Here is a 16,204-nt window from a genome sequence, read left to right as displayed (position 1 = left end):
TCGAGTGCGCGATTAACGCTTCCGGAGATGCCAGCAAAAAGCGCTCGCACGCCACCGGCAGGTCATCATAGCGTCTGCATCCATCCCGGCCCGACCCGTCGCGCCTCGGTGACCAGCGCGGCGGTCAGCGGGGTCAACGGCTCGCGCTGCGGATAGATCAATCCGATCGTCGGCGGCAAGATCGGATCCTCGATCGGGATCGCTCGGATCGGCGCCTGCAAGCCCATCGTCTCGGCCAGCAGCGCCGGCATCACGCTCGCCCACTGCCCGGTGCGCACGTGGGAGAACAACACCACCATGGAGTTCGATTGCAGCGTCGGCGCCGGTTCCACCCCGGCGTCGCGCAGCCGCCGGTCGATGATCCGACGGTTCTGCATGTCCGGCGTCAGCAGGCACAGCGGCACACTGGCCACCTCGGCCCAGCCGACCGAAGCCCGGTCGCCCAGCGGGCGGTCGGCGGCCACCAGCAGCCGGTAACGCTCATGATACAGCGGGATTGCCCGGGCGCGTCCCAGCGGTTCGTTGTCGACGTAGGAAAGCCCGGCATCGACCTCGAGATTGTCCAGCAAGGTCAGGATCTCGATCGAGTTGCGCGACAGGATGGTGAACAGCACCTCGGGGTGGGCGACATGCAGCGGGGTCGTCAGGGTCGAGACGATCGGCAACGCGGTGGGCACCGCGGCGATGCGCAGATGCCCGGCCAGGCCGCGTTTCAGCGCCCGGATCTCGTCGCGCATGGCGCGGTAGTCGCCGACGATGCGGCGCGCCCAGTCCAGCACCCGCAGTCCTTCCGGTGTGAAGCCGATGAAGCGCGACTGGCGTTGCACCAGCAGCACGCCGAAGCCCTCCTCGAGCTGCTTCAGCCCGGCCGACAAGGTCGGCTGGGTGACCCCGCACGACTCCGCGGCGCGGCCGAAATGCTGTTCGCGCGCCAGTGCCAGCAGCATTTCCAGCTTGTCGATCATGGCTGATCGGTGCGTTGCGAGACGAAGATCTGGCGGCTGTGGAACGCCACCCAGACGCGCCGGCGGTACAGGAACTGCTCGCCGATCAACGCGTCGCCGACCCCGAAATCGGCTGTCATCACGGTGATCCGGGGCTGCTGCTGGACCACCGGCCCGATCCGCAGCGAGCGGAACTGATGCAGGCGCGAGATGGTTTCCCCAGGGCCCACGCCGTGCTGGCGCACCGCGGGATCATTGGCCAAGCTCCGCTGATCCAGTCCCATGCGACGCGCCATGTCGATGCCGATGACGTTGCCCTGCGCCCCGGTATCCAGGATCGCCATGCCGGGCACATCATCCAGTTGGAACGGCACCAGCAGGCGGTCCCGGCGCGCCCTGACCCCGGTGATCTCGATCGCCGGATCGGTCCAGGGTGGCCGCATATCGGCACAGATCCGCCGCCGATACAGCGTGAGCCTGCCCGCCGGCACGTCGATGTCCATGTCGAACGCCAGCAGGATGTCGGCGCCCAGCAGACCATCCGCGTCCAGCCCGGTCGTGGTGCGCAGATTGAACGACCCGACCGCGATCCGATCGAGCGGGAAATGCACCCCGCCCAAAACCAGCCGCTGGACGCTGACATCGGTCGTCGTCGTCACACCGCCGACGCCCAGCGCTCGGTTGACGTACCTTGCGTCCGGCGGCAGCCCGAGGCGCCGCGCCACTTCGTCGCTGATCGTGGTCCGCTCCGCCCCGCTATCGACCACCAGGTGAACCTCCTTGCCGTTGATGCCGCCCGGCACCACCAGCAGATGATCCTGCACCGCCAACGGCATCCGGGCGACCATTGTCAGTCTGCAATCGGTCCCGGGCGGTGTCGCGCAGCGCGCCAGGATCGCCGCCAGCAGCAGCAGGAATACCCGGCCGGACATGCGGAAATCGGGGTTCGGGAAGCAACGGAGCCAAAAGCCGATGTCAGCCTCCCTGATGTCAGCCTCCTTCTGGCCGAAGGGTCTGCACGACCTGCCGCGGCTGCTCGCGTGTGAAATGATCCAGCGCGCCGAACGGTCCGTCGAGTAGCAGCAGCTCCGGCTCGTGCGCTAGAGTAATAATCGGCCCGGCGAGACGCGCCGCGGCAGGTCGCGCGAAAATGCCAAGCGTATTGTCGCCCTCGCCGGCAAGCCCGACCTGGGCCAACAGCGCCAAATCTGGGTCGCGGAAGGCGTCACAGCCCCAGCGGAGATCAGCCGCGGCGTCCACGGCGCGTGGCCAGCGGATCCGCCGCGGCGTCCAGGACGGCTTGGCAGGTGAAAATCAGTCAGCGGAAACACGCCGTGGACCGCGGCGAAGTCCCGCGACTTCCGCACAGCGATCAAGTCCGATCAGCCATCCAAGAAAACTCGGGAAACCACCAAATAATCTGGAAGACCGCCTAACAAGCGGATCTGGCAGGCCATCCCGAAAACAGGCCATCCCCGAAAACAGGCCAAACTCGAAAACAGATCTGACAAACCCTCGATGATGCGGGACGAGATCCACCCGCCTGGGCGAGCCAAGACCTTCGATGCCCAGCCAAGACCTTCAATACTACGCCGGTTGGCCAACGTTCTCCATAACTTGAGAAAAATGACTGTCGAAGACCAGCCCGGCCCTCCTCCCAATCCAAGGCTCCAGGCGCACATTTTTCACCGCCAGGTTTGCCATCTACACCCGGACCTCCAGCCATTACCCGACCGCTACCCCCGAGCACTCATCAACCGCGCCTTGTCCCGCTTCCAATCCCGGTCCTTGATCGCCTCCCGCTTGTCCTGCTTCTGCCGCCCCACGCCAACCCCCAGCAGCACCTTCGCCCGCCCCTGGTCGTTGAAATGGATCTGCAACGGCACCAGCGTCGCGCCCTGCTTCGACACCGCCCCCAGCAACTGAACGATCTGCTTCTTCTTAAGTAACAACTTGCGCGGCGCCCGAGGCTCGAACCGCGACAGCACCCCACCCTGGTATTCCGGGATATAGGCGCTGAACAGCCACATCTCGCCCTCGCGCTCGCCCGCCCAGGCCTCGGTCAAGGTCGCCCGCCCCAGCCGCAGCGACTTCACCTCCGGCCCCTTCAGCACGAGCCCCGCCTCCACCGTATCCTTGATGGAATAGTCGTACCGCGCCTTGCGGTTCTGCGCCGCCACGCCGTGCGAGATCAGGCCCTTTTTCTTGCTCTCAGCCATCAACCCGTCATGGCCGGCATCGGCCCGGCCACCCACGACTTTGCCACCACCCGAACCCTCAGTTCAACAACCCCGCCTCGGCCATCGCCGCCTTGACCCGAACCCGAGTCACCTCGCCGATCGGCGCCAGCGGCAACCGGCAGCGTTCCGACGTCTTGCCCAGCAGCGACGCCGCATACTTCACCGGCGCCGGACTGGTCTCGGCGAACAGCGCGTCGTGCAGCGCCAGCAACCGGTGCTGCACCGCCATCGCCTGCACCACCCGCCCCTCGGCCCAGTCCGCCTGCATCTCCCCGCACAGCCGAGGCGCCACGTTCGCGGTCACGCTGATGCAGCCCACCCCGCCCGCGGCGTTGAACGCCAGCGCGGTATGATCCTCCCCCGACAACTGGCAGAAATCCTCGCCACACGCCCGCCGCGTGTGCAGCGGCCGCTTCAGGTCGGCGGTCGCGTCCTTCACGCCGACGATGTTGCGATGCTTGGCGAGCCGCCCCATCGTCTCCACGCTCATGTCCACCACCGACCGAGGCGGAATGTTATAGATGATGATTGGCAGTTCCACCGCGTCGGCGATGGCGCGGAAATGCAGATACATCCCCTCCTGCGTCGGCTTGTTGTAATAGGGCGTCACCACCAGCGCCGCATCCGCCCCGGCTTCCTTGGCGTGCCGGGTCAGCGCGATCGCCTCTTCTGTACTGTTCGAACCGGCCCCGGCGATCACCGGCACCCGGCCGTGCGCCACCTCGATGGCGATCTCCACCACCCGGCGGTGCTCCTGGTGCGACAAGGTCGGGCTTTCGCCGGTGGTGCCCACCGGGATCAGTCCCTGGGTGCCCTCCTTGATCTGCCAGTCCACCAGCGCGGCATAGGCCTTCTCATCGACCGACCCGTCGTCCCGCATGGGGGTGATCAGCGCGACCAGCGATCCCTTGAACATGTCCCTCTCCCGCCCGGATTCAGCCGATATAAGGACGCGGAACCTAGGCGCGTGATCGATGCGCCGCAAGGCCGGCATCCGGTCGCGGAGCGGCGCCAGACCCAACGCGTCGACGATTCGGTGCCTGGACCGGATACCTAAACAAAACCATCGCGCTGCCATGACGCGCGATACCAGAAGCATGATCGCAGCTTGGGCGGAATGTTCAAAGTGCGTGAATCATGGGACAAAACAAAGTTCTAGACCATTTCGGCATGCACAATCATGCCGAAACTGGTCTAGAAGGCGGCCATGCGCCCAAGCATCCGCCTCGCCCTCGTCCTGCTCGCCGCCTGGCCCGCGGCCGAAGCCGGCGCACAACCCAACCCGCAAGCCGCCAACCCACAAACCGCCAACCCGCAAGCCGCCAACCCACTCGCCGCGGTCCGCGCCGACCGCTGGACCGACGCCCAGGCCGACGCCGCCCAGTTCGCCGACCCGGTGGCGGAAAAGCTCATCCTCTACCTCCGCCTGCGCGCCCCCGGCGCCGCCACCGCCTCCGAAATCGCCGACTTCATCACCCAAAACCCCGACTGGCCCGACCAGGCCATGCTGCAACGCCGCCGCCAGGAAGCCCTCGCCGCCGACCCCGACGACGCCGCCGTGCTCGCCCAATGCACCCGCGCCCCGACCCTCGCCGCCGCCCTGCTGCGCTGCGCCCGCGCCACCGCCAACACCGGGCGCACCGCCGAGGCCGACGCCCTGGCCCGCCGCGCCTGGATAGACGCCATCGACACCGCCCCCGCCGAGGCCGACTTCCTCGCCCGCTGGCCCGGCATCGCCACCGAAGACGACCAGTGGGCCCGCTTCCAGCGCCTCGGCTGGCGCATCGACCCCGCCGCCGCCACCCGCCAGATCGTCCGCCTCGATCCCGCCCACCACGCCGCCGCCGCGGCCCGCCTCGCCGCCAAACGCGACGACCCGGTCACCGAATCCCTGGTCGCCGCCCTGCCCCCCAACCAGCGCGACGACCCCGGCCTGACCCTGGACCGTGCCCGCGCGCTACGCCACGCCAACCACGACGCCGAAGCCGCCGCCCTGCTGATCCACACCCCGGATGCCGACGATCCGGCCGCGTTCTGGGCCGAACGCAACCTGCTCGCCCGCAAGCTGCTGCACGACGGCGACCCCGCTACCGCCTACGCCGTCACCGCCGCGCACCGCCAGACCGAGGACGAAACCCACGCCGAGGCCGAATTCCTCGCCGGCTTCATCGCCCTGCGCATGCTGCACGACCCGGCCAAGGCCGAACCCCACTTCCGCACCCTCGCGGGCGCCCACGCCATCATCACCCAGGCCCGAGCCCACTACTGGCTGGCGCGATCCGCCGCCGCCGCCGGACGCGACCCAAGGCCCGAGTTCACCGCCGCCGCCGCCTTCCCCACCACCTTCTACGGCCAGCTCGCCACCCTCGCGCTCGGCCAGCAACCCGCCTCCCGCATCGTTCGGCTCAGCGACCCGACCTGGACCCGCGACACCGCCCTCGCCTTCACCGAACACGAGGTGCTGCGCGCCGCCGCCTGGCTGATCGCCTGGGGCGACCCAAGCCGCGCCCGAGCGTTCCTGGTGCGCATGGACCAACTCGCCCCGATCCCGGCCGAACGCACCCTGACCGCGGTGTTCGCGCTGCAAGCCGGAGTGCCCGACGGCGCGGTGTTCGTCGCCCGCCGCATGGGCCGCGACGGCCTGCCTCTGCCGCACGCCGGCTGGCCGATGCCCTATGCCGTCGCCGCCCCGCCCGACCCGGCGTTCTCTTTGGGCATCATGCGCCAGGAAAGCAGCTTCGACATCGCCGCGCTCAGCCCGTCCGGCGCCCGCGGCCTGATGCAGTTGATGCCGCCCACCGCGTCCGAGGTCGCCAAACAGCTCGGCATCGGCGTCTCCCTCGCCAGCCTCACCCTCGACCCAAACCATAACATCCAGCTCGGCACCGCCTATCTCGGGGACATGCTGACCCGCTTCGACAACTGCCTGCCGCTCGCCGCCGCCGCCTACAACGCCGGCCCCCGCCGCGTCGCCGAGTGGCTCGACCAGAACGGCGACCCGCGCACCGGCCCGATCGACATGGTCGACTGGATCGAGTTGATCCCGGTCGGCCAGACCCGCAACTACGTCCAGCGGGTGACCGAGAACGTGGTGATGTATCGCGCCGCCCGCCACGACCCCACCCCGATCCTGACCGCCACGCCTTGGACCCGCTGATCCACCGCATCAGCGCCTGGGACCACCTGCCGCTACAGGTCCGCCAATGGAACGCCCATCGCGACCCCCATCGCGACACGCACCTCGACGCCCAACACGAAGCCCACCGCGACACCCAACACGACGCCCAACACGAAGCCCACAGCGACACCCAACACGACGCCCACCGGGACACCCACAGCGACGCCCACCGTAACAACCATCACGACACCCACGGGGACACCCATCGCGACATCCACGGAGACGCCTACCGGGAAACCAATCGCGACGCCCACCGTGACAATCATCGCGACACCCATGGGGACACCCATCGCGACACCCACGGAGACGCCTACCGGGAAGCGAGTGGCGACACCCACCGGGACGCCCGCGGGGACGCCCAGCCAGACGCTCAACCGGACGCCCGCTGCGACGCGGATCGCCGCGCCGGTCACCCCAAGCCGCCGGTCCTCTGCCTGCCCGGCCTGGTCCGCACCGGCGCCGACTTCGACGCTCTGGCCGCCGAGATCGGCCGCGATCGCCGCGTCGTCACCCTCGACTACCCCGGCCGCGGCGACTCCGGCCGCTCCCGCGATGTCAACCGCTACGCCCCGGAGGCCTGCCTGCGCGACGTCATGGACGTCTGCGCCGCGCTGCACATCCACCGCGCGGTGATCATCGGCACCAGCTTCGGCGGCCTGCTCGCCATGGGCCTCGCCGCCGCCAAGCCCAGCCTGGTCCACGCCGTCGTGCTGAACGACATCGGCCCGGACATCGCCGGCGACGGCGCCGACTTCGTGCGCGACTTCGTCGCCCACGACCCCGCTTTGCCCAGCCTCGACGCCTGCGTCGCCCTGCTGCGCGCCAGCCTGCCGCCGATGTCGCTGCACTCCGACGCCGCCTGGCGCCATATGGCCGAACTCACCTACCGGGTCGGCGCCGGCGGCCGATGGCACCCGAACTGGGACACCGCGATCGCCAAACTGCTGAACCGGCCGCCGCCCGACCTGTGGCCGCTATTCGGCGCGCTGACCGATCTGCCGGTGCTGCTGGTCCGCGGCGCCGTCAGCAACATCCTGCTACCCGGCACCGTCAGCCGCATGCAAGCCGTCCACCCCGACATGGAGGTCGTCTCGCTGCCCGGCATCGGCCACGCGCCGATCCTGACCGAACCTCCGGTCCTAGCCGCGATCCGCGACTTTCTCGCCCGCAACCCATGACCACCCGCAGCCCCATGCCCCCAATTCCGTGCCCGCCACGCCCGTGGTGTCATGGCCGGCCCTGGCCCGACCACCCACGAGTTGCCCACCGCAACCCATGAAGAACCGCTGCCCCATGCCCCATGCCCGCCGCGCCCGTGGTGTCATGGCCGGGCCCGGCCACCCACGAGTTGCCCCCCGCAACCCATGACCACCCGCAGTCCATCCGCCAACCCATGACCCGGCGCATGACCCTCGCCCGCTTCATCGCCGCCGGCTTCGGCACCGGCAACGCCCCGCTCGCCGCCGGCACCGTCGCATCCGCCGCCGCCGTCATCACCGGCGCGGCGTTCCTGTCGATCTCGCCCTGGCTGCTCGCCCTCGCCGCGGCGGCAGCCACCATCGGGGGCACCCTGGCCATCCGCAAAGCCGCCATCGAGGGCGATCCCGGCTGGGTCGTGATCGACGAATTCGCCGGCCAGTGGATCACAGTCCTCGCCTTGGCCCGCCCCACCCTGCCCGGCCTGCTCGCCGCCTTCGTGCTTTTCCGCCTGTTCGACATCACCAAACTCGGCCCCATCGGCTGGGCAGACCGCCGCCACGGCGCCTTCGCCATCATGGCCGACGACGTCATCGCCGGCCTGATCGCCGCCATCCCGCTGATCACTGTGCGACTGTTACGCCCAGAATGGTTGATGTGACAAAACCAAGACGGACCACCCCGATTGACCGCGCAAATAGTGCCGCCGCGTGCATTTGACACTTGCGATTTGTCCACTACACGATGTGATATTCTGCAACCCTCCGGAACGCCCCAATGCCCTTGGAGCATATGCCCACGGCAATCGTCCTGCCCGCGGCGGAGCGCCGTCACATCGGCCAGGCCCTGCGCAAGACCGTGCCGCGCAGCGCGCACGCCCACTGGAAACCCCCCGCCACCCGCCACGACCCGATCGACCTGCTGATCGAGTCCGGCCGCCACCGCATCGCCAGCCTGCTGCCGATCCGCTACGACCGCATGCGCGCCTCCCCGTTCGGCTTCTTCCGCGGCGCCGCCGCGATCATGAACGCCGACCTCGCCGAAACCCCCACCACCGGCCTCTGGGTGCAGGCCTGCGGCGACTGCCACCTGGCCAATTTCGGCAGCTTCGCCTCGCCCGAGGGCACCCCGGTGTTCGACGTCAACGACTTCGACGAAACCCTGCCCGCACCGTTCGAGTGGGACCTCAAGCGCCTCGCCGCCAGCTTCGCGGTCAGCGCCCAGACCCGCGTCCTCGGCGACCGCGCCGCCCACCACCTCGCCGCCGCCGTGGCGCAGGCCTACCGCCGCCACATGCAGCAACTGGTCCGCCTCGCCCCGCTCGACGCCTGGCGCTCACGCGTCGACGTCACCGACGTGATCGACAGCATCGCAGAGCCAAAACTGCGCGAGCGCGAACTGAAGCGGTTGCACACCGCGGTCGAGGCCGGCCACGCCGGCTACCCCAAGCTGATCGAAAAAACCAAGGGCCAGTGGCGCATCAAGGACAAGCCGCCGCTGATCTTCCCGCTGTCCGGCCAGCGCGACGACACCCATGAAATCGTCGCCCGCACCGCCTTCGATTCCTACAAGCTGTCGCTGCCCGAGGAACGCCGCATCCTGCTCGACCGCTACGAACTCGCCGATGTCGCCTTCAAGGTCGTCGGCGTCGGCAGCGTCGGCACGTTCTGCGCCATCGGCCTGTTCGTCACCCGCGACGACCAGACCCTGCTGCTGCAACTGAAAGAGGCCCAGGCCTCGGTGCTGGCGCCGTACGCCGGCCCCAGCGTCTATCGCAACCAGGGCCAGCGCGTGGTGGTCGGACAGCGTATCATGCAGACCCTGCCCGACAGTTTCCTTGGCTGGACCGAGGATCGCGGCGACGACCAGCAATGCTACATCCGCCAGTTGAAGGACAGCCGCCTGGCGCTGATCGGCGAGGACCTCGCCGAGGGCGCCTTGTCGTTCCACGCCACGCTGTGCGGCGTCACCCTCGCCCGCGCCCACGCCCGCTCCGGCGACGCCGCCCGCATCGCCGGCTACATCGGCACCAGCACCGCCTTCGAATCCGCCATCGCCGGCTTCGCCATGGCCTACGCGGCGCAAACCAACGCCGACTGGCGGCTGTTCCTGGAAGCCATCAAGGCCGGCCAGATCGACGCCAGCGGGGCCTCTCCCTGATTGATCGGAGGAACATCGCATTTGTTTGCCTCAGGCTACGCGGTGCGGTCGCCAGGAATCATCTGACGCAATAGATTGTCTCACCTGGGCAATGAGGTGAAAACCGTGATAGCGGAAGCTGAAACCGCGCGTGTGTTGGGTATCAACGTTCCCCGGGGAAAGACCCGGTCGGCCCTGTGGATCAGCCGCGCGGTGACAGAAGGGCTTCCCCTGAGCGCACTGGAAAGCTTGGCTCGTCAGGTGGCCCCCAATGACAAAGACTTTGTTTACAGGTTCGTATCCAGACCAATCTTGGCGAAACGGAGAAAAGCCGTCCTGCTTCGAAAAGATCTCTGGTTGTCTTCGGATCTGCCTGGCCCACGCACCCGGAGATACATCCCTTTTTCAGAGGCGCAGAAAGCCTCGGGCGCACCCCGGACGAGAACATATCTGCCACGCTCCGGAACCCAGAACTCACGGCTCTCACAACCTGAGGGCGCCAAAGTCGCCAGATTGGCCGAGGTATGGGCAATGGCCCGGCGCGTGTGGGGCAGCGACGTCGAGGCCCGAGCTTTTTTGTTCAGGCCAAATCCCATGCTCGACGGTGGCCGTCCCATTGATGTCGTGATAGCCGACGAATTCGGCCGGCCGCTCGTAGAGGGAATCCTTAGGAAGGCTCCAATACGGTTCGGCTGCGTGACCGCGCAGAAACTCGACCGCGTTCTAAAAGCGTACCGAATTGGCGACCCAAACGGAGTTTATCCCATCTTTGACGCTGCGGGGTCCAGGCTCTTCCCGGGCCGTTGGAACACTCCAGCCAGCCCAATGATCTACGCCTCCAGCACTATTCGACCGCAATGCTCGAAAAGCTAGTTCACGGCAGCGGCAGCATGCCGCCCAACCAGCACTTCATCGAGATCACAATTCCCAACGGCATGACATATGAAACGTTTGAACCCGCTCATATGCCCCTCTGGGCAGATCCGAGCGCGTTTGAGTCCAGGGCCTTTGGGGAAACATGGCAGCTCAACAAGCGATCTTTACTGCTGATCGTGCCCAGTATCGTCGCTCGCATGGAACATAACTATCTGATCAATCAGTACCATCCGGATTTCCCGCGACTTCAATCCAGTTTGCACCGGCCTTGTTGGTGGGACAGGCGGCTGTTCCACTAGCTCATCAGTCACGCCGATCTAAGCCGATCGCGACAACCGCGGGCGATTGGGTCCTCGAGCCAGTCCGAGCACGCCGGCTTCCCGCCTTCATCGGCATTTCCTTGCGCATCGCACACGGCAGGTTCGCATGCTTCAAAACCCACGGCGGATCCCCTACGATCAGCATGAGTAGCATAAGGCGCCTAGCATGGATGATATTCGATCGACCAGCGACCTTCTGGTCGCCACCGACCAGCGCCACCTGATCCACCCGCTGCACCACGCCGCCGACCACGCCAACCCGAAACTCTACGTCAGCGGCCACGGCGCCATGCTGCGCACCGCCGACGGCCGCGAATACATCGACGGCCTGTCCTCGCTGTGGAACGTCAATATCGGCCACGGCCGCCGCGAACTCGCCGCCGCCGCCGCGTCCCAGATGGAAACCCTGGCCTACGCCTCGGCCTATGCCGGCTTCACCAACGAACCGGCGATCCGCCTCGCCGAACGCATCGTCGGCCTGGCCTACGACAACATGGCCGCGGTCTACTTCACCACCGCCGGCGCCGAGGCCAACGAGTCCGCCTTCAAGTTCGCCCGCTACCACTGGAAGCGCCTGGGCCAGCCCAACAAGGTCAAGATTGTCTCCCGCCGCTACGGCTATCACGGCGTCACCCTGGCCGCCATGAGCGCCACCAGCCTGCCCAACTACCACAAGATGTTCGGCCCCCTGGTGCCCGAGTTCCTCCAGGTCGCCCCACCCTACCCCTACCGCTGGCCCGGCAACGACGACCCCGGCATCGCCGCCGCCGACGCCGTCGAGCAAGCCATCCTGGCCGAAGGCGCCGACACCGTCGCCGCCATCATCGCCGAACCGGTGATCGGCTCCGGCGGCGTCATCGTCCCCCCGCCCACCTACTTCCCCCGTCTGCGGGAAATCTGCGACCGCCACCACGTGCTGCTGATCGCCGACGAGGTCATCACCGGCTTCGGCCGCACCGGAGCCTGGTTCGGCCTCGGCCACTGGAATACCAAACCCGACCTGATGTCGTTCGCCAAGGGCGTCACCTCGGGCTACCTGCCGCTCGGCGGCGTGGTCATCTCGCGCCACATGCAGGACGTACTGCTCGACGCCCCGGCGGACGAGAAATTCATGCACGCCGCCACCTATTCCGGCCACCCGGTCTGCTGCGCCGTCGGCCTCGCCAACATCGACATCATCGACCGCGAAGGCATGGTCGATCGCGCGCAAATCCAGGGCGACCGCTTCCGCGCCAACCTGCAAACCCTTCTTTCGCTGCCCGATGTCGGCGAAGTCCGCGGCATCGGCATGCTCGCCGCCGTCGAACTGGTAACCGACAAGTCCGCCAAGACCCCGGCCAAGGGCCTAGGCGCCCGCATCGTCGCCGAGGCCGCCAACCGCGGCCTGATCCTGCGCCTGCGCGCCGCCGCCGACGGGCCGCCCGCCAGCGGCGACACGCTGTGCCTCGCCCCGCCGCTGCCGACGCCGGAGGCAACGCTCGACCGCATCGTGCAGATCATCGCCGACGCAATCCAGGCCGTGACCTAGCCCGGCATAACCCCAGCCCGACCGTCCCGGCCAATCACGCCAAACCGCCGCGCCACGCCCATCCGAGCTCGCCGCGTCGCCGCCAGGCCCAGGGGTTCGCTTGTGCCATGGCCGAGCTGGCCCCGCCCACCCGCGACTTGCCGCCCTCGAACCACAATGACCCGCCCACCCGCATCCCCACACCACCCCAAACGATGCACGCAAGGAACCCGACTTCGGGCACCCCGCGCGCCGCCAAGGCAAAATCAACCCACCGCCGCGGCCAACCGCGCAGCAGCCATTTACACCCCAGCCCGAAGGGCACATAGCGGCGCCATGGACACTGATGAAGCTAACGAAAAAATCGCCTGGCGCCCGTTCTCGACGCGGATTTTCGTGCAGGCCGAGCACGGATTGTACGTCGCCCTGGCGGTGCTGCTGTGCGCCACCAGCATCGTGGTGATCCTCGGCGCGGCGGTCACCCTGTGGACCGGTCTCGGCGACTGGACCGCCACCAACACGGTCTTCGTCGTGATCGACCGGCTGCTGGTGGTGCTCATGCTGGTCGAGATCCTGCACACCGTGCTGGTTTCGGTGCGTTCGGGCGCGCTGACCTGCGAACCGTTCCTCATCGTCGGCCTGATCGCCTCGATCCGGCGCATTCTCGTCATCACCCTGGAAACCTCGCAGACCACCCAGCAGGGCAACATGTCGAACGAAGCAATGCGGACATTCCACAATTCGATGATCGAGCTCGGTGTCCTGGCGGTGCTGATCCTGGTGATGGTCGCATCGATCTATATGCTGCGCCGCGTCGATCCGGTCAGCACCGAACAAGGTCCGGATGAAACCGCGATCAAGACCTAAGCCCAGCCACCCCAATGCCAGCCACCCCAATGCCAGCCACCCCAATGACCAGCCGCCCAATGCCCCGCCGCCCCAATGCCCATCCCATGTCAGCGAGACCAGGATAGCCGGCCCAGAGGCCGTTGGCTTGCGCCGCGTTTCGGCTAATCTCGTCGATGCGATGGAGGTGTCCGATGCCGAAAGTCACGCCGCTGCCGACCGGAACGCACGACCCGCACCCCGATCAGGCGCTCTACCACCAAGACGAGCACGCATGGATCGCGGCGCAGGTCGCCGCCTTGACCAACGGCAGGCTGAACCGCCTCGATCGGACCAATCTGATCGACTACCTGACAGAGATGACCATCCGCGATCGGCGGGAACTGCGCTCCCGGCTCGTTGTCCTGCTGCTCCACCTGCTGCAATGCCAGTTCCAGCCAGGCCGGCTGACGCGCGGCTGGGTCACCACCATCCTCGAACAGCAAAGCGAAATCCGCTCCCTGCTCGATAGCATCCCCAGCCTCGGCCGCCAGGCCGACACCCTGGCCGCGTCGGCCTACCCGGACGCAATCCGGCGGGCGGCGCGCGAAACCGGGCTGCCGGCGGCGCGCTTTCCCGCGACATCACCCTGGACGGTCGACGCCGCACGGGCGTTCGACCCGCCCGAACCAGCGTCCCGGAGCAGCCGCCATCAGTGACCCAAGCCCGATCCGACCGATGATCCGGCCCCTGGTCCAAGCCGCCGCCCTGGCGCTCTGCCTGCTGGCCGTCGCCGCCAACGCGGCATCGCCCCCACCCACCGAATCCACCACCGGCCTGGTGGTCTCCGCCCAGCGCCTCGCGGCCGAGGCCGGCGTGGACATCCTGCGCCAGGGCGGCAACGCCATCGATGCCGCCGTCGCCGTGGGCTACGCCGAGGCGGTGGTCAATCCCTGTTGCGGCAATATCGGTGGCGGCGGCTTCCTAACCGCACATCTGCCCGATGGCCGCTCCGAAGGACACCCCGACGGGCGCCCCAATAGCCACCTCGACGAACGCCCCGATGGCCGCCCCGATAGCCGCCTCGACGAACGCCCCAATGCCCGGCCCGACGGACACCCCAACGGGCGCGACGTCTTTCTGGATTTCCGCGAAACCGCCCCCGCCGCCGCCGCGCGCAACATGTACCTCGACGCCGACGGCAACCCGATCCCCGGCGCCAGCCTGCGCGGCTGGAAGGCCGCCGGCGTGCCCGGTTCGGTGCTCGGCCTGGATACCGCGCTGGTGAAATACGGCACCATGTCGCGCGCCGCCGTCATGGCCCCGGCGATCCGCCTGGCCCGCCAGGGCTTCACCCTGACCGCCGCCGACGCCGACATCCTGGCCCGAGGCGCATCACTGCTGCGCCGCAACCGAGCCGCCGCCGGCAGCTTCCTGCGCCCCGACGGTTCAGCCCTGCAGGCCGGCGACCGGCTCCGCCAGCCCGACCTCGCGGCCACCCTGCAGGCCATCGCCGACCACGGTCCCGACGCGTTCTACAAAGGCGACATTCCGCGCCAGGTCGAGGCCGCCTCGCGCGCCGGCGGCGGCATCCTCACCGCGGCCGACTTCGCCGCCTATCGCGTCACCGAGGCCGCCCCGCTCACCTGCCCCTACCGCGGCTACGTCGTCGAGACCGCGCCGCCGCCGGGCGGCGGGGTGACGGTCTGCCAGATCCTCAACATCCTGCAGTTCTACGACCTCGACGAAATCGGCTTCCACTCCGCCGAAGCCGTCCACGTCATGGCCGAGGCGTTCCGCCTGGCGTTCTTCGACCGCAACACCTACCTGGGCGACCCGGACTTCGTGCACGCCCCGCTGCACCGCCTGCTGTCCACCGACTACGCCGCCCGGTTGCGAGGCACCATCGGCGACCGCGCGACGCCGTCGGCCAGCCTGGGACCGGCCGTCGCGCCGCCTGGCGAAGCGCAGGAAACCACGCATTTCTCGGTGCTCGACAAGTCGGGCGGCGCGGTCGCCGTCACCTATACGCTGAATGGCGGCTTCGGCGCCGGCGTGATCGCCGGCAACACCGGCTTCCTGCTCAATGACGAGATGGACGACTTCACCCTCAAGCCCGGCGTCGCCAACCAGTTCGGCCTGGTGCAGGGCGAGGCCAACGCCATCGCCGCCGGCAAGCGCCCGCTGTCCTCGATGGCCCCGACCATCGTGCTGCGCGATGGCCGGGTCCAGATGGTGCTGGGCTCACCCGGAGGGCCGCGCATCATCACTGCGGTCGTGCAGACCATCTTGAACATGATCGACTACGGTATGAACGCGCAAGAGGCGGTGGACGCACCCCGCCTGCACCAGCAATGGCTGCCCGACCTGCTGTATGCCGAACGCTTCGCGCTGTCGCCCGACACCGAGGCAATGCTGCGCCAGATGGGCTATCAGATCCGCCGCCAGCAACCCTCCGGCGCGGTCGAACTGATCGCCTCGGGCGCCTTGGGCCTTGCGCAACCCCCGCATGCGGGATCGGACGCCTCGGCGCCCAAGCCATCGATGGACGTGAAACCGACCGGCGTGAGATCGATGGCGTCAGCCGCCGACGCCGTCGCCACCCATGCGGCGCCGCCCTCCGTGTATTTCGGTGCCAACGACTCCCGCCGTCCCGCCGGGGTCGCCCTGGCCCCCTGACCGCCGCGCCCTCCCATCCCGCCGAGCGGGCCGCCGGACAACACCGACCAGCCCCCGCGATCATGTCCGCAAGCCCACGCGGCCAACCCGCGCATCCAACTCGCAGCCAACCCGCCAGCCAGCCAGACAGCCAGTCCGCGCAGCCGACCCACGTAGCCAGCCCGGCCGCCAGCCCGCCAACTCACCCGCGCAGCCAACCCGCCCGCGCAGCCAACCCGCCCGCGCAGCCAACCCGCGCAGCATCCGCCAGCCAGCTCGCCGGCCACCCCGCGCAGCCAGTCCGCGCAGCCGACCCACGC

15 protein-coding genes are annotated in these 16,204 nt (G+C 68.3%); 10 read left to right on the top strand and 5 right to left on the bottom strand.

Features of this window, described 5'->3' with window-relative positions; translation table 11 throughout:
• Positions 1-65: 65 nt before the first annotated feature.
• The 5 genes from ACQY4T_RS05295 to dapA form a co-directional block, all read right to left on the bottom strand.
• Positions 66-965 carry a LysR family transcriptional regulator gene (locus tag ACQY4T_RS05295; protein ID WP_428538632.1) on the bottom strand — a complete coding sequence of 300 codons (900 nt, stop codon included), beginning with the start codon at positions 963-965 and terminating at the stop codon, positions 66-68.
• On the bottom strand, positions 962-1,876 hold the full coding sequence (locus ACQY4T_RS05290) for a retroviral-like aspartic protease family protein (protein ID WP_428538630.1): 915 nt from the start codon (positions 1,874-1,876) through the stop codon (positions 962-964). Before ACQY4T_RS05290 ends, ACQY4T_RS05295 begins: the two co-directional genes overlap by 4 nt.
• 58 nt (positions 1,877-1,934) lie before the next feature.
• Complete coding sequence (locus ACQY4T_RS05285) at positions 1,935-2,204, bottom strand: hypothetical protein (protein WP_428538628.1); 270 nt, start codon at positions 2,202-2,204, stop codon at positions 1,935-1,937.
• Between the two features lie 476 nt (positions 2,205-2,680).
• Complete coding sequence (gene smpB, locus ACQY4T_RS05280) at positions 2,681-3,163, bottom strand: SsrA-binding protein SmpB (protein WP_428538626.1); 483 nt, start codon at positions 3,161-3,163, stop codon at positions 2,681-2,683.
• 58 nt (positions 3,164-3,221) lie between these two features.
• On the bottom strand, positions 3,222-4,100 hold the full coding sequence (dapA, locus tag ACQY4T_RS05275) for a 4-hydroxy-tetrahydrodipicolinate synthase (protein ID WP_428538624.1): 879 nt from the start codon (positions 4,098-4,100) through the stop codon (positions 3,222-3,224).
• 291 nt (positions 4,101-4,391) lie between these two features.
• Between dapA and ACQY4T_RS05270 the strand changes: the two genes are divergently transcribed.
• From ACQY4T_RS05270 to ggt, 10 genes are all read left to right on the top strand, one after another.
• Positions 4,392-6,341 (top strand): transglycosylase SLT domain-containing protein, encoded by a 1,950-nt coding sequence (locus ACQY4T_RS05270; protein ID WP_428538622.1) that lies wholly within the window; start codon positions 4,392-4,394, stop codon positions 6,339-6,341.
• Positions 6,329-7,540 (top strand): alpha/beta fold hydrolase, encoded by a 1,212-nt coding sequence (locus tag ACQY4T_RS05265; protein ID WP_428538620.1) that lies wholly within the window; start codon positions 6,329-6,331, stop codon positions 7,538-7,540. The genes ACQY4T_RS05270 and ACQY4T_RS05265 overlap by 13 nt, the downstream gene beginning before the upstream one ends.
• A 227-nt stretch (positions 7,541-7,767) precedes the next feature.
• The gene (locus ACQY4T_RS05260) at positions 7,768-8,220 is read left to right on the top strand and encodes a phosphatidylglycerophosphatase A family protein (RefSeq protein WP_428538618.1); all 453 of its coding nucleotides are present in this window, start codon (positions 7,768-7,770) and stop codon (positions 8,218-8,220) included.
• A 116-nt stretch (positions 8,221-8,336) separates the two neighbouring features.
• On the top strand, positions 8,337-9,719 hold the full coding sequence (locus tag ACQY4T_RS05255; RefSeq protein WP_428538616.1) for a DUF2252 domain-containing protein: 1,383 nt from the start codon (positions 8,337-8,339) through the stop codon (positions 9,717-9,719).
• A gap of 96 nt (positions 9,720-9,815) precedes the next feature.
• On the top strand, positions 9,816-10,571 hold the full coding sequence (locus ACQY4T_RS05250; protein ID WP_428538614.1) for an antitoxin Xre/MbcA/ParS toxin-binding domain-containing protein: 756 nt from the start codon (positions 9,816-9,818) through the stop codon (positions 10,569-10,571).
• Positions 10,502-10,873: an RES family NAD+ phosphorylase gene (locus tag ACQY4T_RS05245; RefSeq protein ID WP_428538612.1), complete on the top strand. Its 372-nt coding sequence runs from the start codon at positions 10,502-10,504 to the stop codon at positions 10,871-10,873. The genes ACQY4T_RS05250 and ACQY4T_RS05245 overlap by 70 nt, the downstream gene beginning before the upstream one ends.
• A 187-nt stretch (positions 10,874-11,060) precedes the next feature.
• Positions 11,061-12,422, top strand: a complete 1,362-nt coding sequence (locus ACQY4T_RS05240; protein ID WP_428538610.1) for an aspartate aminotransferase family protein — start codon at positions 11,061-11,063, stop codon at positions 12,420-12,422.
• 315 nt (positions 12,423-12,737) lie between these two features.
• The gene (locus ACQY4T_RS05235; protein ID WP_428538608.1) at positions 12,738-13,268 is read left to right on the top strand and encodes a phosphate-starvation-inducible PsiE family protein; all 531 of its coding nucleotides are present in this window, start codon (positions 12,738-12,740) and stop codon (positions 13,266-13,268) included.
• Between the two features lie 173 nt (positions 13,269-13,441).
• Positions 13,442-13,945 carry a DUF29 domain-containing protein gene (locus tag ACQY4T_RS05230; protein ID WP_428538606.1) on the top strand — a complete coding sequence of 168 codons (504 nt, stop codon included), beginning with the start codon at positions 13,442-13,444 and terminating at the stop codon, positions 13,943-13,945.
• Between the two features lie 19 nt (positions 13,946-13,964).
• Positions 13,965-15,905 carry a gamma-glutamyltransferase gene (gene ggt, locus ACQY4T_RS05225; RefSeq protein ID WP_428538604.1) on the top strand — a complete coding sequence of 647 codons (1,941 nt, stop codon included), beginning with the start codon at positions 13,965-13,967 and terminating at the stop codon, positions 15,903-15,905.
• Positions 15,906-16,204 lie beyond the last annotated feature (299 nt).

The sequence above is a fragment of the Rhodopila sp. genome, assembly GCF_965277825.1.
In the GTDB taxonomy this organism is placed as follows: Bacteria; Pseudomonadota; Alphaproteobacteria; order Acetobacterales; family Acetobacteraceae; genus Rhodopila.
Note: the sequence above shows the minus strand (reverse complement) of the source record. Positions and strands in the feature narration are given on the sequence as shown.

Excerpts from the sequence above, each read along its gene's own strand:
- ACQY4T_RS05295 (WP_428538632.1), bottom strand. The coding sequence starts at position 965 with ATGATCGACAAGCTGGAAATGCTGCTGGCACTGGCGCGCGAACAGCAT.
- ACQY4T_RS05290 (WP_428538630.1), bottom strand. The coding sequence starts at position 1,876 with ATGTCCGGCCGGGTATTCCTGCTGCTGCTGGCGGCGATCCTGGCGCGC.
- smpB (WP_428538626.1), bottom strand. The coding sequence starts at position 3,163 with ATGGCTGAGAGCAAGAAAAAGGGCCTGATCTCGCACGGCGTGGCGGCG.
- dapA (WP_428538624.1), bottom strand. The coding sequence starts at position 4,100 with ATGTTCAAGGGATCGCTGGTCGCGCTGATCACCCCCATGCGGGACGAC.
- ACQY4T_RS05270 (WP_428538622.1), top strand. The coding sequence starts at position 4,392 with ATGCGCCCAAGCATCCGCCTCGCCCTCGTCCTGCTCGCCGCCTGGCCC.
- ACQY4T_RS05260 (WP_428538618.1), top strand. The coding sequence starts at position 7,768 with ATGACCCTCGCCCGCTTCATCGCCGCCGGCTTCGGCACCGGCAACGCC.
- ACQY4T_RS05255 (WP_428538616.1), top strand. The coding sequence starts at position 8,337 with ATGCCCTTGGAGCATATGCCCACGGCAATCGTCCTGCCCGCGGCGGAG.
- ACQY4T_RS05240 (WP_428538610.1), top strand. The coding sequence starts at position 11,061 with ATGGATGATATTCGATCGACCAGCGACCTTCTGGTCGCCACCGACCAG.
- ACQY4T_RS05235 (WP_428538608.1), top strand. The coding sequence starts at position 12,738 with ATGGACACTGATGAAGCTAACGAAAAAATCGCCTGGCGCCCGTTCTCG.
- ACQY4T_RS05230 (WP_428538606.1), top strand. The coding sequence starts at position 13,442 with ATGCCGAAAGTCACGCCGCTGCCGACCGGAACGCACGACCCGCACCCC.
- ggt (WP_428538604.1), top strand. The coding sequence starts at position 13,965 with ATGATCCGGCCCCTGGTCCAAGCCGCCGCCCTGGCGCTCTGCCTGCTG.